Annotated in this window: 17 protein-coding genes and 1 pseudogene; 8 read left to right on the plus strand and 10 right to left on the minus strand. The window is 72.2% G+C overall.

Going from position 1 to position 22,718, the window contains the following annotated elements:
* The first annotated feature begins 137 nt into the window (after nt 1-137).
* Complete coding sequence (locus VP06_RS29410) at nt 138-554, plus strand: helix-turn-helix domain-containing protein (protein WP_048467364.1); 417 nt, start codon at nt 138-140, stop codon at nt 552-554.
* Between the two features lie 51 nt (nt 555-605).
* On the opposite strand, the gene VP06_RS29415 is transcribed toward VP06_RS29410, so the two are convergent.
* Nucleotides 606-1,943, minus strand: coding sequence for a cobyrinic acid a,c-diamide synthase CobB (locus tag VP06_RS29415; RefSeq protein WP_048467365.1), 1,338 nt, complete (start codon nt 1,941-1,943; stop codon nt 606-608).
* Between the two features lie 55 nt (nt 1,944-1,998).
* Here VP06_RS29415 and VP06_RS29420 point away from each other — a divergent pair, with 55 nt between their 5' ends.
* Together VP06_RS29420 and VP06_RS29425 are read left to right on the plus strand one after the other, a co-directional pair.
* The gene (locus VP06_RS29420; protein ID WP_048467366.1) at nt 1,999-3,102 is read left to right on the plus strand and encodes a cobalt-precorrin-5B (C(1))-methyltransferase; all 1,104 of its coding nucleotides are present in this window, start codon (nt 1,999-2,001) and stop codon (nt 3,100-3,102) included.
* A 266-nt stretch (nt 3,103-3,368) separates the two neighbouring features.
* On the plus strand, nt 3,369-5,609 hold the full coding sequence (locus VP06_RS29425) for a TonB-dependent siderophore receptor (RefSeq protein WP_048467367.1): 2,241 nt from the start codon (nt 3,369-3,371) through the stop codon (nt 5,607-5,609).
* Nucleotides 5,610-5,899: 290 nt separating this feature from the next.
* On the opposite strand, the gene VP06_RS29430 is transcribed toward VP06_RS29425, so the two are convergent.
* The 4 genes from VP06_RS29430 to VP06_RS29445 all read right to left on the minus strand — a co-directional run bounded on the left by VP06_RS29430 (nt 5,900) and on the right by VP06_RS29445 (nt 12,381).
* The gene (locus VP06_RS29430) at nt 5,900-9,514 is read right to left on the minus strand and encodes a glycosyltransferase family protein (protein WP_053082086.1); all 3,615 of its coding nucleotides are present in this window, start codon (nt 9,512-9,514) and stop codon (nt 5,900-5,902) included.
* A gap of 11 nt (nt 9,515-9,525) precedes the next feature.
* Complete coding sequence (locus tag VP06_RS29435) at nt 9,526-10,464, minus strand: CgeB family protein (RefSeq protein ID WP_245291366.1); 939 nt, start codon at nt 10,462-10,464, stop codon at nt 9,526-9,528.
* A gap of 400 nt (nt 10,465-10,864) precedes the next feature.
* A complete protein-coding gene (locus tag VP06_RS29440; protein ID WP_048467369.1) occupies nt 10,865-11,476 on the minus strand; it encodes a 2-dehydro-3-deoxy-6-phosphogalactonate aldolase in 612 nt (203 codons plus the stop codon).
* Nucleotides 11,467-12,381: a 2-dehydro-3-deoxygalactonokinase gene (locus VP06_RS29445; RefSeq protein ID WP_245291367.1), complete on the minus strand. Its 915-nt coding sequence runs from the start codon at nt 12,379-12,381 to the stop codon at nt 11,467-11,469. The genes VP06_RS29440 and VP06_RS29445 overlap by 10 nt, the downstream gene beginning before the upstream one ends.
* Nucleotides 12,382-12,731: 350 nt before the next feature.
* Between VP06_RS29445 and fahA the strand changes: the two genes are divergently transcribed.
* Nucleotides 12,732-14,051, plus strand: coding sequence for a fumarylacetoacetase (fahA, locus tag VP06_RS29450; protein WP_048467371.1), 1,320 nt, complete (start codon nt 12,732-12,734; stop codon nt 14,049-14,051).
* Nucleotides 14,051-14,368, plus strand: a complete 318-nt coding sequence (locus VP06_RS29455; protein ID WP_048467372.1) for a Rieske (2Fe-2S) protein — start codon at nt 14,051-14,053, stop codon at nt 14,366-14,368. The genes fahA and VP06_RS29455 overlap by 1 nt, the downstream gene beginning before the upstream one ends.
* Before the next feature lie 5 nt (nt 14,369-14,373).
* On the opposite strand, the gene VP06_RS29460 is transcribed toward VP06_RS29455, so the two are convergent.
* Nucleotides 14,374-14,856 carry a hypothetical protein gene (locus tag VP06_RS29460; protein ID WP_053082087.1) on the minus strand — a complete coding sequence of 161 codons (483 nt, stop codon included), beginning with the start codon at nt 14,854-14,856 and terminating at the stop codon, nt 14,374-14,376.
* A gap of 196 nt (nt 14,857-15,052) precedes the next feature.
* A complete protein-coding gene (locus VP06_RS29465; protein WP_048467373.1) occupies nt 15,053-15,970 on the minus strand; it encodes a 2-dehydropantoate 2-reductase in 918 nt (305 codons plus the stop codon).
* 180 nt (nt 15,971-16,150) lie between these two features.
* Here VP06_RS29465 and zwf point away from each other — a divergent pair, with 180 nt between their 5' ends.
* A complete protein-coding gene (gene zwf / locus VP06_RS29470; RefSeq protein WP_082167694.1) occupies nt 16,151-17,671 on the plus strand; it encodes a glucose-6-phosphate dehydrogenase in 1,521 nt (506 codons plus the stop codon).
* A gap of 3 nt (nt 17,672-17,674) precedes the next feature.
* A complete protein-coding gene (locus VP06_RS29475; protein ID WP_048467374.1) occupies nt 17,675-19,582 on the plus strand; it encodes an amylo-alpha-1,6-glucosidase in 1,908 nt (635 codons plus the stop codon).
* 222 nt (nt 19,583-19,804) lie between these two features.
* Here the strand turns inward: VP06_RS29475 and VP06_RS29480 are convergent, their stop codons facing one another.
* Nucleotides 19,805-21,052 carry a class I SAM-dependent RNA methyltransferase gene (locus VP06_RS29480; RefSeq protein WP_048467375.1) on the minus strand — a complete coding sequence of 416 codons (1,248 nt, stop codon included), beginning with the start codon at nt 21,050-21,052 and terminating at the stop codon, nt 19,805-19,807.
* Nucleotides 21,049-21,792, minus strand: coding sequence for a TlyA family RNA methyltransferase (locus VP06_RS29485; protein ID WP_048467376.1), 744 nt, complete (start codon nt 21,790-21,792; stop codon nt 21,049-21,051). The genes VP06_RS29480 and VP06_RS29485 overlap by 4 nt, the downstream gene beginning before the upstream one ends.
* Before the next feature lie 105 nt (nt 21,793-21,897).
* On the opposite strand from VP06_RS29485, the gene VP06_RS29490 reads away from it, so the two are divergent.
* Nucleotides 21,898-22,440, plus strand: a complete 543-nt coding sequence (locus VP06_RS29490) for a superoxide dismutase family protein (protein ID WP_048467377.1) — start codon at nt 21,898-21,900, stop codon at nt 22,438-22,440.
* Between the two features lie 40 nt (nt 22,441-22,480).
* On the opposite strand, the pseudogene VP06_RS29495 reads toward VP06_RS29490, so the two are convergent.
* Nucleotides 22,481-22,718: pseudogene (locus tag VP06_RS29495) on the minus strand (1-deoxy-D-xylulose-5-phosphate synthase); the annotation flags it as partial.

Consider the following 22,718-nt stretch of genomic DNA (forward strand, 5'->3'; position numbering starts at 1 on the left):
TAGTCTCGTGGGCTCGGCCAACAGAACATCCGCGAGGCCGTGAACCGGCCGCCGTGGACATGAACGACGCGGGACGGCGGCCCTCTGATTTTGGGGAGGGGGCTGTCGGCAAGCCAGCACGAAGATGTCGAGGACCGATGCCCAAGCAAACCACTGAGGTCGACCGTCTCGTCGGAGTTCGCATCACGGCCCTCCGGAAGGCCAAGGGGTTGAGCCAGACCGCCCTCGGCAACGCCGTCGGCGTGACCTTCCAGCAGGTCCAGAAATACGAGAAAGGCCAGAACCGCGTCGGCGCCGGCCGCCTGCGCGAGATCGCCCGGCTGCTGGAAGTGCCGGTCTCGGCCTTCTTCGAGGACCAGACCGGCGGCGAGACCAGCGACGACAACGTCTTCGGCTTCCTGAGCGCGCAAGGCGCCATCGAGCTGCTGCGCGCCTACGTGCAGATCGAGGACGAGCAGCTGCGCCGCGAGGTGCTGGCGATCGTGCGCTCCGCGGCCCGCCTCGGCCGCCATGCCGGCGCGGCGACCGGCGAGGGCAGCGTCGCCGCCGAGTAAGGCTGGCCAGACGACGTCGGCAAGGAGAGGCGAGGGTGCCGGGACCGGCGTTCAGCGCAGCCCGACGAGATGGAAGAAGCTGCCGCTGACCCGGCCGCGCCGGTGCCCGGCGAAGCCGAGCGCTTTCCCTTCGGCGTCCGTCACCGCGGCCAGGGCCTCGCCGGGGCCGGGCGGCGGCGTGAGTTCGCTCGCATAGTGGAACTCGTGCCCGACCAGGCCCTGGCCGGCGGGGCCGAGCGAGCCGGTCCCGACGAGCGTCGCGATCCGGTAGCCGAGATGCAGCCGGCGCCGGGCATAGGAGGTCGCGACCGGCAGGAGACCGGCCATGCGGTGGCTCGCGCCCTCGGCGTCCTCCAGGCTCTCACCCAGCACCATGTAGCCGCCGCATTCGCCATGGATCGGCCTCGTCTCGGCGAAGGCCCGCAAGCCATCGAGGAAGCGCGAGGCGGCGGCGATTCGACCGGCATGCAGCTCCGGATAGCCGCCCGGCAGCCAGCAGGCGTCGCAATCCGCGGGCGGGGCCTCGTCGGCGAGCGGTGAGAACGGCACGATCTCGGCCCCGGCCGCCCGCCAGCCGGCGTCGAGATGCGGATAGACGAAGGAGAACGCCGCGTCGCGCGCCACGGCGAGGCGCTGGCCTGGCGGGGGCGGCAGATGCCCGATCCCCGGAGCCGGGACCCGCCCGCCGGCGGCGGCCACCACTGCGTCGAGATCGATCGAGGTCTCCGCCAGATCGGCGAGGTGGTCGAGGCGGGCTTCCAGGTCCTCGGTCTCGCCGGCCTGGATCAGGCCGAGATGGCGCTCGGGGAGGACGAGCGCCGCCTCCCGCGGCACGGCGCCGAGCACCGGGATGCCGATCCGGGTCAGGCCGACCTCGACCAGGCGGCGATGGCGCGGGCTCGCCACCTTGTTGAGGATCACGCCGGCAAGCGTCAGGCGCGGATCGTAGGCCCGGACCCCGAGGGCGGTGGCCGCGGCCGATTGCGCCGCGCCCGAGACGTCGAGCACCAGCACGACCGGCCAGCCGTAGCGGGCGGCAATATCGGCATTGGCGCCGCTGCGGCCCTCTTCGGCCACGATGCCGTCGAACAGGCCCATCGAGCCCTCGGCGAGGAGCAGGTCGGACCCCGCGCCCGCCCGGCCCGCCACCGCGTCGAGCAGGACGCCGTCCATGGCGAAGCTGTCGAGGTTGTAGCTCGGCCGGCCGGTGGCGGCGGCGTGGAAGGCGGGGTCGATATAGTCCGGCCCGCATTTCGCCCCGGCCACCACCAGCCCCCGGCGGCGCAGGGCGCGCAGCAGGGCAAGGGTCACGGTGGTCTTGCCGGAGCCGGAACGGGCGGCGGCGATCAGGAGGCCGCTTGCAGGGCGTTGGGTCACGACGGGGTCCATCATCGGGCGAGACGACGCGCATTCACCGCGCCGCGCCCGGGTGATACCACGCCGCATGGATGCGACACGACCACGGGAGACCCTCCGCCGCGGCTGGACCACCGGCGCCTGCGCGGCGGCGGCGGCCAAGGCGGCGTATGCGGCGCTCGTCACCGGCCTGTTTCCGGATCCGGTCGAGATCCCGCTGCCGAGCGGCGCGCGCCCGGCCTTCGCCCTGGCGCGGACCGGGCTCGTCGAGGACGGGGCGACCGCCGGGGTGGTGAAGGATGCCGGCGACGATCCCGACGTGACCCACGGGGTCCTGGTCCTGGCGACGGTGCGGCGGGGATCGCCTGGCTCCGGCGTCGCGTTCCGGGCCGGGCCCGGCGTCGGCACCGTGACCCGGGCCGGGCTGCCGCTGCCGGTCGGCGAGCCGGCGATCAACCCGATGCCGCGGCGGATGATCGCGGCGGCGATCGCGGAAGCCGCGATGGGCCTCGGCGGCCCGCCGGACGTGGTGGTGGAGATCGCGATTCCCGGCGGCGAGGCGCTGGCGCAAAAAACCCTGAATCCGCGGCTCGGCATCCTCGGCGGATTGTCGGTGCTCGGCACGACCGGCGTGGTGGTGCCCTATTCCTGCGCCGCCTGGATCGACAGCATCCATCGCGGCATCGACGTCGCCCGGGCCGGTGCCCTCGACCACGTCGCGGGCGCCACCGGCTCGACCTCGGAGGAGGCGGTGGCCCGCCTGCACGGCCTGCCGCCGCAAGCGCTCATCGACATGGGCGACTTCGCCGGCGGCATGCTGAAATACCTCCGCCGCCATCCTGTGCCGCGGGTCACGATCGCCGGCGGCATCGCCAAGATGGCGAAGCTCGGCCACGGCCTCCTCGATCTGCATTCCCGCTCCGGGCCGGTCGACCTCGCCTGGCTGGCGGAGCGGGTGACGGAGGCCGGCGGTGCACCGGACCTCGCCCGGCAGGCGGCCGGCGCCAACACCGCCCTCGAAGTCCTGCGCCTGGCGCAAGGACGCGACCTGCCGCTCGCCGATCTCGTCGCCCGTTACGCCTGGGAGACGGCGGCCCGGGCGCTGTCGGCCTCTGGCAGCGCGCTGGAGGTGGTGGTGTTCGACCGGGAGGGCGGGCTGGTCGGGCGGGCGCCGTTCCATCCGGTGGGGTGAGGCCGGGCGGCCAGCAGGGGACCGGAGGGCCGGCCGGTCACCGCCCCTCGAGGGTCGGCCGCCCCCGGCGCCCGCCCTGCCATCGTGGCGAATATGACACGGGCACTAACATCCACCGCACAATACGGCATTCGGACTCCGCAGGCGGACCGGCCGTGCTAGAAAAATCGAGCCAGAACAACAGCTTAGTCTCATTCTAAAGAACGGAACCGACCCGGGAGGCCCTGCTCCCCGGGGCCGGTGAGCCGTTGCCCGAAGGTCAGGCCATGCGTCCCCATCTCCGTGTCCGTGTCCCGTCCACCCGCCTCGTCGCCGCGCTTGCCGGCGGCGTCTCCCTGATCGGTCTGTCCATCGCCGCATCGGGCGCGATGGCGCAGGACGCGACGCCGCCCCGGCCGGCGGCCGGCGGTGCGATCCAGCTCGACGCGATCGACGTCGGCGGCACGCGGACGCCGACCGGGGTGAATGGAGGCGCGGCCCGCCCGAAGGAGGATCCGCGCGGCCCGATCGACGGCTATGTCGCCAAGCGGACGCTGACCTCGACCAAGACCGACACCCCGCTGATCGAGACGCCGCAATCGGTTACCGTGATCGGCCGCGAGCAGATCGACGCCCTCAAGCCGCAGCAGGTCGGCGACGCGATCAGCTACTCGGCCGGCGTCTTCGGCAACGCCTTCGGGCCCGACCCGCGAGTCGACTTCTTCCTGATCCGCGGCTTCACGGCCAACGATACCGGCCTGTACCGGGACGGGTTGCAGCTCTTCAACTACGGCTTCGCGAGCTACAAGGTCGATCCTTACGGCCTCGAGCGGATCGACGTGCTGCGCGGGCCGGCCGCGGTTCTGTTCGGACAGGGCGGTCCCGGGGGCCTCATCAACCTGATCAGCAAGAAGCCGCCCATCGAACCCCTGCGCTCCATCGAGGTCGGCGGCGGCTCGTTCGGCCAGAAATACCTCGGCTTCGATCTCGGCGGTCCGGCCGATACGGAGGGGAAGTGGTTCTACCGCCTGACCGGCATCGGCCGGCAGGGCGGCACCCAGGTCGACGGCCTCGACGAAAATCGCGGCTACATCGCCCCGACCTTCACCTACAAGCCGGACGGCGCCACCACCTTCACCCTGCTGTCGAGCGTCCAGTACGACGATACCGGCCGCCTCAACGCATTCCTGCCCTATTACGGCACGGTGCGGCCGACGGTACTCGGCCTGCGCATCCGGCAGAACGATAACGTCTCGGATCCATTCAACAACACCTACCGGCGCACCCAGGCCAGCGTCGGCTACGAGTTCGAGCATATCTTCGACGACACCTGGACCTTCCGGCAGAACCTGCGTTACGCCTTCAGCGATGCGCTCGACGATGCCTTCCTGGGCGGTCTCGGCTATGCCGACGCGAACCAGACGCAAGTCTCGCGCTACCGCTTCCGCGCCGCCTCGCGGGCCCGCCTGTTCAACGTCGACAACCAGGCGGTGGCCCGGTTCGACGACGGCCTGTTCAAGCACACCTTCCTGATGGGGCTCGACTACAAGAACTTCCAGCTCAACGACAACCAAGCCGTCGGCGGCTTCGGCACGCTCGCGCCGTTCAACATCATCACGCCGAATTACGGCAGCCCGAGCGTCCCGGTCGCGCCCTACCTCGTCAATTACGACGTGTTCCAGCAGCTCGGCCTCTATTTCCAGGACCAGGTCAAGCTCACGCCCGAGCTGACCCTGGTCGTGTCCGGCCGCGGCGACTTCACCTCGAACGAGGTCAACAACCGGCTCGCCAGCACGCAGACGCGGCAATCGGCCAATGCCTACACGCAGCGCTACGGGCTGATCTACAATTTCGATTTCGGCCTGGCGCCGTACATCAGTTATTCGACCTTCTTCAACCCGCAGGTCGGCACCAACGCCTTCAGCCAGCCGTTCCGGCCGACCACGGGCGACCAGTATGAGGCCGGCGTCAAGTATGAGATCCCGGGTGCGAACGCCTTCCTGACGGTGGCCGCCTTCGATCTGGCGCTGGCCAACACCTTGACGCCGGACCCGGTCAACACGAACAATCAGCTCCAGCTCGGCGAGACCCGCTCGCGCGGCGTCGAGGCGCAGTTGGTGGCCAACCTCACCAAGGACTTCAACGTCGTCGCGTCGTTCACGAGCTACAATCTCGAGGTCACCAAGGGTGATATCGGCACGATCGGCCGGACGCCGGTCAACACGCCCGAGACCCTGGCCTCGGTTTTCGCCGACTATACCATCCCGACCGGCGACTGGGCCGGTTTCGGCTTCGGCGCCGGCGTGCGCTATGTCGGCCGCTCCTTCGCCGACGTGAACAACACCCTGACGGTGCCCGAGCGCGCCCTGTTCGACGCGGTGATCCATTACAGCCGCGACAACTGGCGCTTCGCCATCAACGCCGCCAACCTCGCCGACAAGCGCTTCGTCTCGTCGTGCCAGTCGGTCACGGCCTGCTTCTACGGCGAGCAGCGCCGCATCACCGCGAGCCTCAGCTACAAGTGGTGAGGCGAGGGGCGGGGACGTCGCTCCCCGCCAGCCTGATACGGTGTCCGATGGATCGCTTCGCGACGCGGAAACCGGCTTCGCTCAATCGCCGCGCTGGCTTGCTGATGCGGTGTCCGAACGGATCGTTCGGACACCGTGCTATACCATCGGACCAAGATGCTGACGCATCGGGCCGATGAACCATCTCAAGTGTTCGATACCACGGCAAAAGATTGGCGAAAATTTTGAGAATGGAACCAACGGTCGTTTTCAACGACCGTTGGTCTTATTCCGAGATCGACTCGCCGGGATCATCCTGCCGGGATCATCCCGAGGACGTGCCGCGGGAAGTCGGGCAGGGCGACCACGCCGGCCTCATAGACCTGGAACACCCGCAGGCTCCCGTCCCGCAAAGCGGCGAGGGGCAATTGGATCTCGAAGCCGGCGGTCAGTGCGTCCGACTCACCCAGATGCGCCGCCACGTCCTGGCGGGCGAAGCTCTCGGCGATCATGAAGCGGTGCCGGCCCCCGGCGCCCCAGCGCGCGATCCAGCTGAGCGGACGGCCGCGCCCAGGCGTGAAGCCCCAGCCCGCAACGGTGACGGGGGGGCCGAGGAGCGGCGAGGTCTCGCCGAGAGTGACGGCGTCGAGGCTCGGGCGGCTGCGCACCCGCGTGATCCAGGCCCGGCGCAGGGCCGGCGGCGGCGAGACCGTGACGAGGCAAGGGCGGGCGGTGGGCGAGACGAAGAGCGTGGTGCCGGTCTCGTGGAGGTCGGCCCCGTCCTCGTCCCCGATCAGGACGCACAGGCGATAGTCGCCCGACGGAATGTCTCGGATCTGCGCCTCGGCGCCGATCCGCTCCGTCCCGTCCTCGTCGTGCCACACCGCCCTCGTCCAGGCCGTGTTCGCCTCGCCCTCCAGGATCAGGAAGGCCGGCCCGCGCCGCGTCCCGGCCGGAGGCGCCACCGCCATGCGGGTGAGGCCGCCCTGGCGCGCCACCGGCACGCCCTCGATCACCTGCAACCCATGGCCCGCGAGGCGGGCGGGCGCCGCGCTGCGGCGCAACGCGCCCTCCGGCACCGGCAGGCCGCCCCGCCACGGCGTGACTGGCCCGAGCGCCGGCAGGCCCGGGGCGACGAAATGCACGATGTCGCGGGCGACCGCGACATGGTCGCCGTAGACCTGGAGGAGGTCGATCGCGTGCGGCCCCCCCGGCAGGTCCGCGATGCGCAGATGGGCGGCGAAGCCCGCCTGCTCGGCCCGGCCGGTGGCGAACCGGCCGGCCAGCTCGGGGCGGCGCTCGGGGAGGGCGGTGACGTAGCGCGCGGCGCTCTCCGAGCGCAGCCGCAGCCAGGTCCGGGCCGGCCGGCCGGCCTTCGGCCGCCAGATCCAGCCGCGCAGCGCGACGCTGTCGCAGGCGGCATAGGCGCCGATCCGGCCGGGGAGACGCTGGCCGTCGACGACAAGGTCGGCGATCTCCCAGGACAGGCCGGGCTCGCCCGGTGCCAGCACCCGCTCAGGCAGTGCGGCGACGGCCGGCGGCAGCGCGTCGGTGATCGCGCTTGTCTCCTCCGCCCCGTCCCAGACGATCGCCGGACTGGTCCAGTCCGGGTGGTTGAGGCGGAAGCCGAGATCGACGGCCGAGAGGGTGAAGGGAGCGGAGGGCTCGCCCGGCGCGGCATGGGGCGCGGGGCGGGCGGCGATCAGATCGCGGTAGAGCGCCGTCATCTGCGCGGCATGCCCGGCCACGGTCGGGAAGGTCTTGTGGGCGATCGCGGCGCGCAAGGTGGCGACGAGGCCGGGATCGTGGCTCAGCCGCCGCAGGGCCTGGCGGACGGCCCCCGATTCGCCGGGCGGGACCTTGAGGCCGTCGACGCCCTCGGTGACCCGCTCCCCCGGCGCTCCGAGCGCGGTGACGATCGGGATCAGCCCGGCCCGCCACGCCTCGGTGAGCGAGATCATGTAGGTCTCGGGCCAGAGCGAGAGGTGGAGCGACACGTCGCAGCCGGCGAGCAGGGCCGGTACCTCCTCGCGGGCATAGCCGCCGCGCAGGGTCAGCCGCTCCCCCGCCTGCGCCTCGAAGGCGACGACGAGGTAGGTCTCGATGTAGCCGAACACCTCGAAGACGAAGCCCTCGCCCTCCGTGGTCTGCACGAGTTCGAGCAGGGTCCGAGCGCCCTTGTGATCGACGACGTTGCCCAGCACCGCGACCCGCAGCGGCCTGCGGGCGATGGGCGCGCGAGGCTCGGACGGAACGGGCTCCGGGGGCGGGAGGCCGGACGGCTCCGCATCCACCATCTCGATCACCGCGACCCGGGCCGCCGCTTCGGGATAGAACGCCCGGACATACTCCGCAGTGGCCGGCCTGCTGGTCACGACGGCGTCGACGCTGCCGAGCATCCGCGCCACGAACCCGTCGCGGCGGGCCTTGGCGCCGGCCGGCAGGCCGCCCGTGCTGGCGAGGCAGCCGTCGCATTGCCCCTCGCCGCGATGCACCACGTCGCAGAACCGGCCGTGCTGGTTCATCAGGGTGTAGCGGTGGCAGACGAGGAAGAAGTCGTGCAGCTGCGCCACCACCGGCACGCCATGGGCCCGGGCGATCGCCGGCAAGCTCAAGGGCAGGCCGAGCAGGTGGTGGACATGGACGAGGTCGATCCGGCGCTCGACCAGGATGCGCTCGAACGCGGCCTCGATCTCGGGGCTGGCGAGCAGCGTCCCGGCCGGCGGGATCGGGAAGGCGTCCGATGTCCCGCCCTCGTCGAGGCGCATGACCCACGATTCCTCCTCGAAGGAGGGGTAGAGGAACAGGGGCTCGACCCCGTCGAGGGCGCCGGCCAGCTGCTCCTGGTAGAATTCCACCCCGCCCCCCTGGCGCCGCCCGGCGCGGTTATGGGCGACGAAGAGGATGCGGGGTTTGAGCGCCGCCTGTGGACATCCACCCGGGTCGCCGGCCCCCTGCCGCTCGATGACCGCCCGCACGATCACGTCGACCCGATGGTCGTAGAGGTGCTCGGCGAGGGTGCGGGCCCGGGCCCGCTCGGCCATGGCGATGCGCTCTCGCGGCGCGGCCAGCATCGCGGCGATCGTTCGGACGGCGTCGTCCTCCGCGCAGGCGCGGATCTCGTGGTCGGGCGCGTAATAGGTGAAGGTCTCGGGGTCCGAGCCGACCACGAGCTGCGCCCCGCCGGCAAGCGCCACCTCGAACAGCCGCGGCGGCGGCGTCGTGCCCGACGCTGTCTCGTCCGCCCCCGCGGTGAAGACCCGCGGCAGGGTCAGCACCACCCGGCTGGCCTGGGCGAAGCGGGCGAAATCCTCGTTGCCGCAGCGCCAGTCGACGATGAGGTCGTCGCGCACCAATACGGGTTGCGGCAGGTAGGCGTTCGCCGGCAGCGCGATCTTGACCTTTAGGTCGCGGGGAAACGCCGACAGGATCCGGTTGAGCGTCGCGACCCGGTTCGGCCAGGCCGTCCCGACGAAGAGAAGATCATAGCGGTAATCGGCATCGTCGGGCCGGACGGGGAGATCCTGGAACAGGGTCGTGGCCGCGAGCGGCAGGTGCCGGGCGCCGGCGCGATAGCGGGGAAGCGAGCCGCGATCGTTGGTGAAGACGAGGTCGAAGCAGCCCGAGAGCCGGGCATTCGCGGCGCTCAGGTAGGGGTCCTCGGTGGTCCAGAGCGCGCTGGTGCCGGCGAGCGCGCAGAGGCGGCGCAGGAGGGCGTGATGGCGGCTCGCCCCGCCGAGGGCCAGGACGAGGTCGAAGCGCGCGCCCTGCGCCAGCGCCACCGCGTCGGCATGGCTGGCCTGGACGACGCGGCCGACGGCGGGGTGGCGCCGCAGGGCGTCGGCGACCGCGAGCGTGATGTAGGCGTTGCTGGTCCTCGGCTCGGTGTCGAGCAGGAGCACCGAGAGCGGCGCGGAAGGAGGCATGGCGGTTCCGGTCACGCGGCCATCACCGCCAGGATGGTCTCGGCGCGGTGGCGGTAGGTATGGGCGCCGAGCGCGCGGGCGCGGGCACGCTCGGCCATCGCCGCGAAGGCGGCGGGCTCGCGGCGGGCGCGGGCGATGGCCTCCGCGATCTCCCGGACGTCGTCGAAGAGCAGGATCTCGCGGCCCTCGTCGAAGTAATCCAGGATCTCGAGGCCGGCGGCGAAGCAGAGCTGCGGCGCGCCGGCCAAGGCCGCCTCGAAGACCCGCGGCCCCGGGGTCGATCCGGGCAGCCGGAAGCGCCGGTTGGCGATGTCGAGGTCGCGGCCGATTGCCAGGGTGAGGCGCGAGGCGCTCGCCCGGTCGGCCATCGCGGCGGGCGCCAGCCGGATGTTCTCGGCGAAGGACAGGGCGGCCGGCCAGCCGGCGCCGCGCACCTCGACGCGGTATCCCGACAGGCTCGCCTGCGCCCGCTCCAGCAGCGCGATCCGGTTGGGAAAGGCGGCTCCGCAGAAGAACAGGTCGAGGGGACGGTCGGCCATCGGCCGCACCGGCCGGTCATGCGTCCGGCGGCAGGCGGCCAGCGGCAGGTGCGAGACGCTCGCGTGCCGGTAATGCGGCAGGGTCCAGCGGTCGTTGGTGAAGACGTGGTCGGCCAGCGCCTCGGCCTTGGGCCCGTAATCGAACTCGTAGGGGTCGTCGTGGAGCCAGAAGGCGAGGCGCGCGCCCGACCGCCGGGCGCTGCGCGCCAGCGCGCGCAGGGGCGCGGCATCCACCGCGACGCTGCCGAGTGCCACGACGAGGCTCGGACGGAAGCCCGTCACGGCCTCGTCGGCGAGTTCCAACGGGCTCGCCCGCACGGCAGAGTCGCCGAGCACCTCGGCGAAGCCATCGCGGAGGGCGTTGCGGATCGCGACGTTGTGGTTGACCGCATCCGGGCTCGTGCTCGCCACCAGGACCTTCGCGGAAGACGAGCCTTTGAGGAGCATGCGGACCGGGATGGTGGCGAGGCTGGGAGGCGCGGACGCGGGATCGACCGATGCCGAACACGCAAAAGCCGCCGAGATCAAGACCCACCATCACGCTCGCGATGATGCACACTCATGATCATGGCCGTCGATCGGCGTGGCTGGCGCCTGGGATTGGCGGCCCGTTCATCCGGCGGGGCATGGTCGCGGCGGGCAGCGACGGCGCAGGCCGTATCGGGACCAGTCAGAACGACGGCCAGGCCAGTTCCATAATGTTGCTTATGCGAATCACTGGGCTTCACGATGCCGGTGCCCAGGGCGGACCGGCCTGCCTTCTCGGCCCGGGCCGAGGCCGAACCGGCCCGCGGCGGCTCCGAGGCCGGTGTCATAGGGCGGCGATCAGGGTCCTGGCCTTGGTGGCGACCTGGTCGGGCGTGTCGCCGGGCTTGTAGAGCGAGGAGCCGCAGCCATAGCCGCTGGCGCCGGCCTCGCGCCAGGCCGGCAGGCTGCGGGCATCGACGCCGCCGACGGGCAGCAGCGGCGTGCCCTTGGGCAGAACCGCCCGCAGAGCCTTCACCATCGGGGGGCCCCCGGCCTCGGCCGGGAACAGCTTCAGGGCGTCGGCGCCGGCATCGAGCAGGCCGAACGCCTCGGCCGGAGTCAGGAAGCCCGGCATCGCCACCATGCCGCGGGCCTTGGCGGCGCGCACCAGGGCCGGATCGGCGTGGGGCGTCACCAGCAGGCGCCCGCCGACCGCCGCCACCGCCTCGACCTCCGCCTCGCGGCGGAAGGTGCCAGCGCCCACGAGGGCCCGGTCGCCGAGGCGGGCCGCCAGACGGCGCACGCTCTCGACCGGCTCGGGCGAGTTCAGCGGCACTTCGAGGATCACGACGCCTTCGGCCACCAGTGCCTCGCCGATCGCCTCGACCTCGTCGGGACGCACGCCGCGCAGGATCGCCACCAGGGGACAGCGCGCGAGCCAGCCCGTCACGTCCATGCGGTTCTCTCCCCGATCAGCGCCAGCCCGCGGGCGGCGGAATCCGGATCGCCAGCCACCGCCTCGCCGCCCTTGAGAGCGATCGCCCGGCCGTAGAGCGCCATCAGCGGACCGGAGCCTACGAGGCGGACCCGGGCCGGCTCGGCCATGGCGGAGGCCACGTCGTGCCCGATCAGCAGGCCCGACAGGTAGCTCGCCGCATCCTCCGGCGCCAGCCGGCCGAACAGCCCGAGGGTGCGGGTGCCGAACAGGTGATGGAGCAGCCCGCCATCCTCCGCCGCGCGGGCGACGCCCGCCTCGAAAGCCGGCCCCGGCTCCGCCGTTCCGGTCATCATCCGGCCGAGAATCGTGTGCCCGCTCAGGGCCGCGAACGCCTCGCCGGTCATGCTGGTGGTGAAGCCGGCGATGCGGCCGCCGACGACCCGCACCCACTTGGCATGGCTGCCCGGCAGGCAGATCAGCGCGTCCTCGTGCCCCTCCGCGAGGGCGCCGAAGACCTGGACCTCCTCGCCGCGCATCACCTCAGGGATGCAAGCCGCATCCTCGGCGCTCAGGCCCGGCACCAGCCGCACAGCGGCCTCCGCGAAGGCCACCGGCACGACGGAGCGGGCCAGGTCGTCGAGCCCCGCCGGACAGGCGAGGTACGGCGCTTCCTGCCAGCCCTGGCGGCTGCCGACCATGCCGGAGAGCAGCACCCGGGCCTCGCCCTCGGCCAGCCAATGGCCGACCATCTCGGCGAGGGCCGCCGGAAAACCGCCCTCGGGCACCCGCAGGATGCCACCCGCGCCCTCGCGCCGGGCCAGAATGGCCCCGTCCGGTGCGAGCCGGTAGGCACGGGCGCTGCTCGTTCCCCAATCCACCGCGATCATGCCGGGTGCTGTGCCCCAGAGGCGACCCGAGCGCAACCGGCTCCTCGCAACCGCCCCGCCGCGGGCTGCGACGCTTGACGCCGGTTCCGGCCCCTCCTATCCAGACGAAAAGGTTGCAATTGAAACCAATCGACGGGGCAGGAAGGGGTCGTCGCCATGATCGTATCGGCCATGAACCGTGCGGTGCTCGGGATGTGCCCCGCCGCCGCGTCCCGCCTCGATGATGGGTTCGACGGGCCTCAGCAGATTTCGCCGAAGCGGTCACCGGCTCGGCGGCAAAAATCTGCGATCAAACAAGAACCCAAGCGGATGAAGCGTGGGCCCGCCAACGCAGGTCCGATGACGCCCGCGGGACATGGCGGGCCGATCCGGCCGGAGGCGCGGTGATGGCGAGCATCGACGGAACGGACCTCGACCGGACGCACGACGTGGCGGCCCGCTCCTGCGTGCCGGGGGCCGACGGACATCCCGACTTCCCGATCCAGAACCTGCCGCTCGGGCTGTTCTCGGTCGGCGACGGCGCCCGGCGGGCCGGCGTCGCGATCGGCGACCGGATCCTCGATCTCGCGGCGGCGCAGGCGGCGGGCCTCCTCACGGGCGAGGCGGCGCGGGCGGTGGCGGCGGCGGAATCCGGCACTCTCAACGGGTTGCTCGCCCTCGGCGCCGGGCCGCGCCGGGCCCTGCGGCACCAGCTCTTCGACCTCCTGCGGGCCGAGAGCCCGGATCGCGACCGGGTGTCCCCGCTGCTGCACGAGGCTGCCGCCTGCACCCTGCACCTCCCGGCGCGGATCGGCGACTACACCGACTTCTTCGTCGGCATCCACCACGCCACCAACACCGGCCGCCTCTTCCGGCCCGACCAGCCGCTCCTGCCCAACTACAAGCACTTGCCGGTCGGCTATCACGGCCGGGCCTCGTCGATCCGGCCTTCCGGCACGCCGGTGCGCCGGCCGCACGGCCAGGCAAAGCCGCCGCATCTCGACGCGCCAGTCTTCGGCCCGTCGCGCCGGCTCGATTACGAGCTGGAGCTGGGGGTGTGGATCGGGCCCGGGAACGATCTCGGGACCCCGGTCCCGATCGCCGAGGCCGCCGGGCAGGTCGCGGGCTTCTGCCTGCTCAACGACTGGTCGGCCCGGGACATCCAGGGCTGGGAGTACCAGCCCCTCGGGCCGTTCCTGGCCAAGAGCTTCGCCACCACGATCTCGCCGTGGATCGTCACGCCCGAGGCGCTGGCGCCGTTCCGCATCCCGCAGGCGGCACGGCCCGCGGGCGATCCCACTCCCCTGCCCCATCTCCTCGACCCGGCCGATCAGGCCGGCGGCGCGCTCGACCTCGACCTCGTGATCTGGCTCTCGACCGCCGCCTCCCGGGCGGCCGGGCTTCCGCCGGAGCGGATCGCGCGCTCCAATGCCCGCCATATGTACTGGACGGTGGCGCAGATGGTGGCCCACCACACCAGCGGCGGCTGCGACTTGCGCCCGGGCGACCTCTTGGGCACCGGCACGCTGTCGGGCCCGGAGCGGGAGGCGTGCGGTAGCCTGCTCGAGACCACCGAGGGCGGCAAGGCGCCGATCGGCCTCGCCACCGGCGAGGAGCGCCGCTTCCTGGAGGATGGCGACGAGGTGATCCTGACGGCGCGGGGCCAGCGTGAGGGTTTCGCGCCGATCGGCTTCGGGCCCTGCCGGGCCGTGGTCCTGCCCGCCTGATGACCTGGCACCCGGTCGCCGATCTCGCCGCGTTCGACGCCAGCCCGGTGCTGGCCCGCGAGGCCGGCGGCGTCGCCGTCGCGCTCTATCGCGTCGACGGCGCGGTCTACGCCACGCAAGAGCTTTGCACCCATGCGGGCGTGTCCCTCGCCGGAGGCGAGGTGGTCGAGGGCTACATCGAGTGCCCGGCGCATTACGGCCTGTTCGAGATCGCCACCGGCCGGGCCCAGGGCGGGCCGGTCTGCCGCGACCTCGCAGTCTATCCGGTGCGGATCGAGGCCGGCCGGGTCTGGGTGGCGGTCGGGCCGGAGGGGTGACCCGGTCAGCGGGCCTCCGCGAAGCGCGTTCCGTCCCAGGTCAGCGTCGTCCGGCAGGGGCCGGCCTCGGTCTTGCCGCAGGCCCTGCCCTGCCGGCTCAGCAGGATGGCGGGCCTGCCGTTCGCCGTCCCGAAGCGCAGTTCGCGGACGGTCCCGCCGAACACCTTGACGTAGCCGGTCCGTCCCTTCGAGACATAGACCTCCATCCGGCATCCCGCCCCATTGCAGTAGCGGCCGGCCAGGGTGCCGCACTTGTAGCCGCCGTAATCCAGGATGAAGTCCATCACGCCGTCGCCGTTCAGGTCCTTGCGCGCGATGAATTGCGGCACGAACGCCGTCTTCTTCAGCGTGCAGTCGCGGACATCGCCGTCAATCTCGGCCCTGAGCTGGCGCGGCAGCTCCTGGGCCCAGGCATCCTGATGCGACCACAGAACAGCCGAGACCAGCGCCGCCGCCAGGACAGCGTGGCGAGTGAGGATGGCGCGCAACGAATGTCTCCGGCAAGATTCGGCGGAACAGAGCCGGGACCGTGAACCCGGCTCGTCTCACGCACGTCTCGGACGGCGACTCGTTCGATGATTCGCCCCGATGCCGGGATCTGGCCGCAGCACGGCGCCCCCGTCAACACTGTGACGCAGCGTAAAAGCGGATGGCGCCCGCGCCGATGCGCCACCGGTCCGACGTCTACCGGTCGCCCGCCAGCCCCTGCCCGCTCGCCGCCCCCGCCAGTGCCAGGATCGCCCGGTTGAGCGGCACGGCGATCCCGTGGCGCTCGGCCGCCGCCACGACGGCGCCGGTCAGATGGGCATGCTCCAGCGGCCGGCCGGCGAGGCGGTCGTAGAGCATCGAACTGCCGCCATCGCCGCTGATGCGCCGATAGCTGTCGAGGACGCGGGTGGCGTCCTCCCCGGTCAGCCGGGCGCCCTCGGCGTTGGCGACCCGGATCACCTCGTCCATCAGCCCGCGGGCGAGATCCTGGATCGCCGGATCGTTGAAGACCACGATGCGCCGCAGGGTGAGCGCCGTGATCGGGTTGACGACCGCGTTGCTGAGAAGCTTGCGCCAGGCGACCGTGACGAAATCCGCTTCCTGCGTGATCTCGAACGGCGTGCCGGCAAACAGCGCCGCGAAGGCGGCCCCGTCGCCCCCCGCCGGCACGCTCATCCGCGTCGCGCCGTGATGGGTGATGCGGCCCGGCGCCGTGCGCTCGACCGAGCAGTAGATGATCGCCGGCAGCACCGCGACCTCCGCCGGCAGGTGAGGCCGCGCCCGCTCCGCCTGGCCGACGCCGTTCTGGATCACCACCACCCGGGTGGTCGGCCCCACCAGGGTGCGGAACCACGGCTCCGCGCTTGCCGTGTCCTGCGCCTTGGTGGTCACCAGCACCCAGTCGATCGGGCCGACCTTGGCCGGATCGGCGACGACGCGCACGGGGACTTCGCGCTCGCCCGAGGCATCGGTGATGACGAGCCGGTCGAAGGGCGTGCGAACGCATAAAGTCACGTCGCGCCCCACTCGCTCCAGCGCCCCGGCCAGGTAGCCGCCGATCCCGCCGCTCCCGATCACCGCGACGCTGCCCGCCTGCCTGGTGCTGTCCGCCATCGTTCCGCTCGCTCTCGCACGATCCCGGCCGGACCATAGGGCGCCGCCCTTGCTCGGGGAAGGCCGGGGCGATGCGGGTGGGGCCTGCATCCGCCGCGCCATCAGCAACGGGCCCACCTTGCCCGCCACGGCACGGGATCTAGCTTCCCGACCGTCGCGCCCGTTGGCCAGGAGAAGCCCATGACGTCGCACGTCCCGGTGGAGGGGCATGCCGCCTCCGGCAGCAAACCGACCCCGCCCGCGACACTGGTCATCTTCGGCGCCGGCGGCGACCTGACCAAGCGCCTGCTGATGCCGGCGCTCTACAACCTCGCGGGCAGCCACCTCCTCGACGACACGACCACGATCTGGGGCGTCGACCATGGCGACGGCTCGGACGAGACCTGGCGACGCAGCCTCTCCGACACGATGGAGTCGTTCACGAAAGACGAGACGGCGGAGTTCCACGCGCAGCACATCGATCCGACGGCCTGGGGCTTCGTGCGGGACCGGCTGCACTATCTCAAGGGCGACTTCCTGGCGCCCGAGACCTACCACGCCATCGCTGAAACAATTTCCGGCAACGCGGTGTTCTACCTCGCGGTGGCGGCGCGGTTCTTCGCGCCGATCGTCGAGCATCTGGGCCAGGCCGGCCTGCTGACGCAGTCCGACGACGCTTTCCGCCGGGTGGTGATCGAGAAGCCGTTCGGCAGCGACCTCGCTTCGGCGCAGGCGCTGAACAAGCGGCTTCTGGCTGTCGCCGACGAATCGCAGCTCTACCGGATCGACCATTTCCTGGGGAAGGAGACGGTGCAGAGCATCCTGGCGATCCGCTTTGCCAACGGGATGTTCGAGCCGATCTGGCGGCGCGATTTCGTCGACCACGTCCAGATCACCGCCGCCGAAACGATCGGTGTCGAGGAGCGCGGCGCCTTCTACGAGCCGACCGGGGCGCTGCGGGACATGGTGCCCAACCACCTGTTCCAGCTCCTCTGCATGACCGCGATGGAGCCGCCGGTCTCCTTCGATGCCGAGGCGGTGCGGACCGAGAAGGCCAAGCTCGTCCAGGCATTGCGCCCGGTCCAGCCGCAGGAGGCGGTGCGCGGCCAGTACCGGGCCGGCACCGAGCAGGGGCGCGCCGTACCGTCCTACCGGGACGAGCCGCATGTCGCCGAGGAGAGCCGCACCGAGACCTATGCGGCGTTGAAGCTCACCATCGACAACTGGCGCTGGGGCGGCGTGCCGTTCTATCTCCGCACCGGCAAGCGGATGATCGGGCGGCGCACCGAGATCGCGGTTCATTTCAAGCCGGCGCCCTACCGGCTGTTCCGCGATACCCCGGTCGACCAGATCGCCCCCAACATCCTGCGGATCATGGTCGATCCGGTCCAGGGGATGAGCACCGAATTCAACGCCAAGGTGCCGGGCCCGTCGATGCGCCTCGGCGCCGTGCGCTCGACCTTCCGCGAGGGCGATTTCTTCGCCCAGGAGCCGAATGTCGGCTACGAGACCCTGCTCTACGATTGCCTCCGCGGCGACGCCACGCTGTTCCAGCGCGCCGACACCATCGAGGCGTCCTGGGCCGTCGTCGATCCGCTGGTCAGGGCCTGGGGCGCGGGCGGCGAGCCGGAGCCTTACGGTGCCGGCAGTGCCGGCCCGAACGCCGCCGACGACCTGCTCGCCCGCGACGGCCGGCGCTGGCTCCCCCTGGACGGCGAGTAGACCGTGGACGATGCGCGTGAATGGATCGAGGCGGACGGGCTCGGCGGCTTCGCCTCCGGCCCGGTCGCAGGGCCGCGAACCCGGCGCTCTCACGCCCTGCTGCTGACCGCGACGACCCCGCCCATGGGCCGCGTGGTGCTGGTCAACGGGGTCGAGGCGGAGGTGGCGACGGCGAGCGGGACCGTCCCGCTCTCGACGCAGCGTTATGCGCCCGACGTGATCCACCCGGACGGGTGGCGCCACATCGCGGCATTCACCCTCAGCCCCTGGCCGCGCTGGACCTATCGCCTGCCGGATGGCGGCACGATCGCCCACGAGGTGCTGGTCGAGCCCGATTCCGGCGAGACCCTGCTGCGCTGGCAGCGGCTGACCGGTGCCGGCTCCTGCCTCCTCACCGTGCGGCCGCTTCTGTCGGGGCGCGACGACCACGCCCTGCACCATGAGAACGCGGCCTTCGCCTTCGCGGCGACCGCGCGGGGCGGCAACGTCGTCTGGCGCCCCTATCCCGACATGCCGGCCATCGCCGCGCTCACCAACGGGACCTACGCGCACGGACCCGAGTGGTATCGCCACTTCCTCTACACGGCGGAGCGCGAGCGCGGCCTCGACGACACCGAAGACCTGGCGAGCCCGGGCCGCTTCACCTTCGATCTCGCCGCCGGTCCGGCGGTGATGATCCTGCGCAGCGGCGATGGCGTCGCCGTGCGGGCGGCGGCTCATGCCGAGCGGCTTGTGACGGGCGAGCGGGCGCGCCGCGAGGCTGTCTCGCCGCTGGCGCTCGCAGCCGGCGCCTACCTGGTCGACCGGCCGGGCGGGCGCACCCTGGTGGCGGGGTTTCCCTGGTTCACCGATTCGGGCCGCGACACCTTCATCGCGCTGCGTGGCCTCCTCGTCGCCACCGGCGCCCTGGCGCAGGCCCGCGCGATCCTGCTCGCCTGGGCCGGCGCGGTGAGCGAGGGCATGATGCCGAACCGCTTCCCCGACCGGGGCGAGGCGCCGGACTACAACGCCGTCGACGCCTCGCTCTGGTACCCGGTGGCGGTCCACGAGGTGCTCGCTGCCCATGCCGCCGCCGGGCGGCCGGTCCCGGAGGCGGAGGCCGCCCGGCTGGCGGATACCTGCGCGACGATTCTCGACGGCTACGCCGCCGGCACCCGCTACGGCATCAAGGCCGATGCGGATGGTCTCCTGCGCGCCGGCGTGCCGGGCGTGCCGCTCACCTGGATGGACGCCAAGGTCGGCGACCGGGTCGTCACGCCCCGGATCGGCAAGCCGGTCGAGGTCCAGGCCCTCTGGATCAATGCCCTGCGGATCGGGTCCACCCGCTGGTCGCCGCGCTGGCGCGAGCTGGAGCGGCGGGCCTCCGCCAGCTTCGCACGGTTCGTCTCCCCCTCCGGCACCCTCTACGACGTGATCGATGCCGACCACGTGCCCGGGGCGGTCGATGCCAGGATGCGGCCGAACCAGATCCTGGCGGTCGGCGGGCTGCCCTTCCCGCTCCTCACCGGCGCGCCGGCCCGGGCGGTGGTGGAGGCGGTCGAGGCGCGGCTCCTCACGCCGCTGGGCTTACGCTCCCTCGATCCCGCCGATCCGGATTATCGCGGCACCTGTGCGGGCGGAGTGGCGGAGCGGGACGGCGCCTGCCATCAGGGCCCGGTCTGGCCCTGGCTGATCGGTCCCTTCGTCGCGGCGTGGCTGGCCGTTCGCGGCTGTTCGCCAAAGGCGAAGGCCGAGGCGCGGGCCCGCTTCCTGCCGCCGCTCTGCGCCCATCTGGAGCAGGCCGGCCTCGGCCACGTCTCGGAAATCGCCGACGGCGATCCGCCCCACCGCCCCGGCGGCTGCCCGTTCCAGGGCCGGTCCCTCGGCGAGCTGATCCGCCTGCGGCGGATGCTCGACATCGATCCGGTGTGAGACAAAATCCGGAAGAGCCTGTCCGAATTTCCTATCATGAGCCTGCGCGGCGCCGGGTCTCGTCACGAAGGACCACGGCACACGACAGGAGCATGACGGCTGAAGGGATGGGCCCTCCCACTCGCCACCTCATCCTGGGGTGTGAGGGTGAGGGTGGGAGGGGGCTGAACACCCGACAGACCGTCCTGGCATGGACCGTGGCGGAGGGCAGTCCTCTCGGCGTCAGCGCTTCTTCCCTGGGCGCCGGAACACCCCGACGATCTCGACATGCGGCGAGTGCCGGAACTGGTCCACCGGGGTCACCGCCTCCAGCCGGTAGCCGCCCTGCGCCAGCAGGGCCGCGTCGCGGGCGAAGCTGCCGGCGTCGCAGGAGACGCCGACGACCACCGGCACCTTCGATTCGGCGATCCGGGCGCTCTGCGCCTCGGCGCCGGCGCGGGGCGGGTCGAACACCACGGCGTCATGACGGTCGAGTTCGGGGGCCAGGAGCGGGCGGCGGAACAGGTCGCGACGCTCCGTCGTGACGGTGCGCAGGCCCGGCGTCTCGCGAAAGGCACGGTCGAGGGCGGTGAGCGCCCCGGCCTCGCCCTCGACGGCGTGCACCGTATGGGCCTCAGCCAGCGCCAGCGAGAAAGCGCCCGCGCCGGAGAAGAGATCCAGGACCCGCTTGGCCTTGCCGACGCCCTCGACGACGAGGCGCGCGAGCGTCGCTTCGCCCACCGCCGTCGCCTGGAGGAACCCGCCCGAGGGCGGCACCAGACGGGAGCGGCCGGCCGGGATCTCGGGCGGGCGGCGCACGATCAGCACCTCGCCATGGAGGGAGATCCGGGCGAGGTCGAGGTCGCCGGCAAGCAGCACCAGGGCCTGGCGCGCCCGCTCGGAGGCCGGCCCGTGGCCGCGGATATCGACGTCGAGGCCGCCGGTCGTGGCCGTCACCTGCACGTCGAGGGGTTTGCCGCCGCCGCCGCCGAGAGGACGGCTGACCGCCCGGGCGATCTCGGGGGCGCGGTGCAGGGCCGGCTCGGTGACCGGGCAATGGTCGATCGCCACCAGGGCGTGGCTGCGCGCCGCCATGAACCCGGCCTGCGGCCCGCCCTCCCCCGCGCGCACGTGCAGGGTGATGCGGCGGCGGCCCGTGCCGTGGGCATCGACGAGGGGCGCCACCGGCGCCTCGATGCCCGCCCGCGCCAACGCCCCGACGACGAGGTCGCGCTTCCACGCGGCATAGGGTGCCGGCGCGAGGTGCTGAATCGCGCAGCCGCCGCACGTGCCGAAAGACGGGCAGAACGGCGCGATCCGATCGGCCGACGGCGTCAGGACGGCGTCGAGCCGGGCGCGGGGCGGCCGGGTCCCCTCCTCAGGCGCGGCCCGCACCGTCTCGCCCGGCAGGGCACCGGGCACCACCACGCCGTCGGGCGTGACCCCGTCGCCGCGCAGGCCGAGGCGGGCGATCTCCATCACGTCGCTCATCGTCCAAGCCCTCGCACCGCGCCGATCAGGAATTCCCGGTTGCCGTCGCCGCCCTCGACCGGCGACGGGATCAGGCCGCGGACCGTGAAGCCCAGCGCGACGACGAGATCCCGAATCCGCTCGCAGACCGTTTCCTGCACCGCTTCGTCGCGGACCAGGCCGCCGCGGCCGACATGCGCGCGCCCGGCCTCGAATTGCGGCTTGATCAGCGCCACCAGGGCAGCGTCGGGCGCCAGGAGCGGGACCACGGGCGGAAGGACCAGCCGCAGGGAAATGAAGCTCACGTCGATCACCAGGAGGGAGGGCGGCTCGGGGAAGGGAGTGAGGAAGCGGGCGTCGGTCGCCTCGAGTGCGGCGACGCGGGGATCGGCCGCGAGGCTCGGATGGAGCTGGAAGCGGCCGACATCGACGGCATGGACGAAGCCCGCGTCGCGGCGCAGCAGCACGTCGGTGAAGCCGCCGGTCGAGGCGCCGAGATCGAGGCAGGTCCGGCCCGCCGGATCGATCGCGAAGGCATCGAGAGCGGCGGCGAGCTTGAGGCCGCCGCGGGACACGTAGGGATGCGGTGCCTCGGCGACGATGGCGGCGCCCCGGGCGATCAGGTCGGAGGCCCGGCGCACCACGACGCCGTCGGCCCGCACCAATCCGGCCTCGATCGCGGCTTGCGCCCGCGCCCGGCTCTCGAAATGGCCCGCCTCCACCAGGAGGCGGTCGGCCCGCTGCCGATCGCCCGTCGTCATCACCCTCGATCCTTGGTCGTCTTTCACCGCTTCGCACTCGCCGGGCCGTCCCCGGCGGCGCGACATGCCCTAGCTACATGGCGACACCGGAGGAGAGTGGTCCCGATGAGACACATCATACTCGCGAGCGCCGTGAGCCTTGGACTTGCCGCCCCCGCGCTGGCGCAGGACAAGCCGGCCCCGGACAGCGCGGCCGCGCCGGCGACCTACGACGCTCCCATCATCAATGCGAAGGGGGAAACGATCGGCAAGATCGCGCTCCGGGACGGCGCCAACACCCTGGTGATGCGGGTGACGATCCAGCCCGGCGGCCTGCCGCCCGGCTGGCACGGCATCCACTTCCATGCGGTGGGCAGCTGCGCCGACACCGACAAGTTCCAGGAGTCGAAGGCGCACGTCAATCACGACAATGCCAAGCACGGCCTCCTGAACCCGGATGGCCCGGACGAGGGCGATCTGCCGAACGTCTACGCCCAGGCCGACGGCTCGGTGAATGCCGAGGTGTCGAGCGAGACGCCGCTCACCGGCGAGGGCGGCCTGAAGGACAATGACGGCTCGGCGCTGATCATCCACGCCAACGAGGACGACCATACCACGCAGCCGATCGGCAATGCGGGGGCCCGCATCGCCTGCGCGGTCATCAAGTAACCCAGACGGGCCGCGCCTCGGGCGCGGCCCGACCCTCGCTTCAGCGCTGGCGGCGGGCGACGCTGACGACGTTGCCGGCCGACAGGTTCTCCGAGCGCGCCGGCAAGGTCGCCTCGACGACCTTGACGATCGAGGCGGCGTCGAGGCCCGCTTGCGCGTACATCCGCTCCGGCGTGTCGTGGTCCTGGTAGGTATCCGGCAGCGTCAGCGTCCGCACCCGGACCTTGCCCTCGTCCAGCGCGCCCCGCGCCGACAGGAGATGCAGCACCATCGCCCCG

Origin of the sequence: Methylobacterium aquaticum, assembly GCF_001043915.1 — a bacterium.
Lineage (GTDB): Bacteria > Pseudomonadota > Alphaproteobacteria > Rhizobiales > Beijerinckiaceae > Methylobacterium > Methylobacterium aquaticum.

What these genes read in the sequence shown, in the direction of transcription:
- VP06_RS29490 (WP_048467377.1), top strand. Translation starts at nt 21,898, where the DNA reads ATGAGACACATCATACTCGCGAGCGCCGTGAGCCTTGGACTTGCCGCC.
- VP06_RS29410 (WP_048467364.1), top strand. Translation starts at nt 138, where the DNA reads ATGCCCAAGCAAACCACTGAGGTCGACCGTCTCGTCGGAGTTCGCATC.
- VP06_RS29455 (WP_048467372.1), top strand. Translation starts at nt 14,051, where the DNA reads ATGACCTGGCACCCGGTCGCCGATCTCGCCGCGTTCGACGCCAGCCCG.
- fahA (WP_048467371.1), top strand. Translation starts at nt 12,732, where the DNA reads ATGGCGAGCATCGACGGAACGGACCTCGACCGGACGCACGACGTGGCG.
- VP06_RS29465 (WP_048467373.1), bottom strand. Translation starts at nt 15,970, where the DNA reads ATGGCGGACAGCACCAGGCAGGCGGGCAGCGTCGCGGTGATCGGGAGC.
- VP06_RS29440 (WP_048467369.1), bottom strand. Translation starts at nt 11,476, where the DNA reads ATGGACGTGACGGGCTGGCTCGCGCGCTGTCCCCTGGTGGCGATCCTG.
- zwf (WP_082167694.1), top strand. Translation starts at nt 16,151, where the DNA reads ATGACGTCGCACGTCCCGGTGGAGGGGCATGCCGCCTCCGGCAGCAAA.
- VP06_RS29485 (WP_048467376.1), bottom strand. Translation starts at nt 21,792, where the DNA reads ATGACGACGGGCGATCGGCAGCGGGCCGACCGCCTCCTGGTGGAGGCG.
- VP06_RS29480 (WP_048467375.1), bottom strand. Translation starts at nt 21,052, where the DNA reads ATGAGCGACGTGATGGAGATCGCCCGCCTCGGCCTGCGCGGCGACGGG.
- VP06_RS29425 (WP_048467367.1), top strand. Translation starts at nt 3,369, where the DNA reads ATGCGTCCCCATCTCCGTGTCCGTGTCCCGTCCACCCGCCTCGTCGCC.
- VP06_RS29415 (WP_048467365.1), bottom strand. Translation starts at nt 1,943, where the DNA reads ATGGACCCCGTCGTGACCCAACGCCCTGCAAGCGGCCTCCTGATCGCC.
- VP06_RS29430 (WP_053082086.1), bottom strand. Translation starts at nt 9,514, where the DNA reads ATGCCTCCTTCCGCGCCGCTCTCGGTGCTCCTGCTCGACACCGAGCCG.
- VP06_RS29420 (WP_048467366.1), top strand. Translation starts at nt 1,999, where the DNA reads ATGGATGCGACACGACCACGGGAGACCCTCCGCCGCGGCTGGACCACC.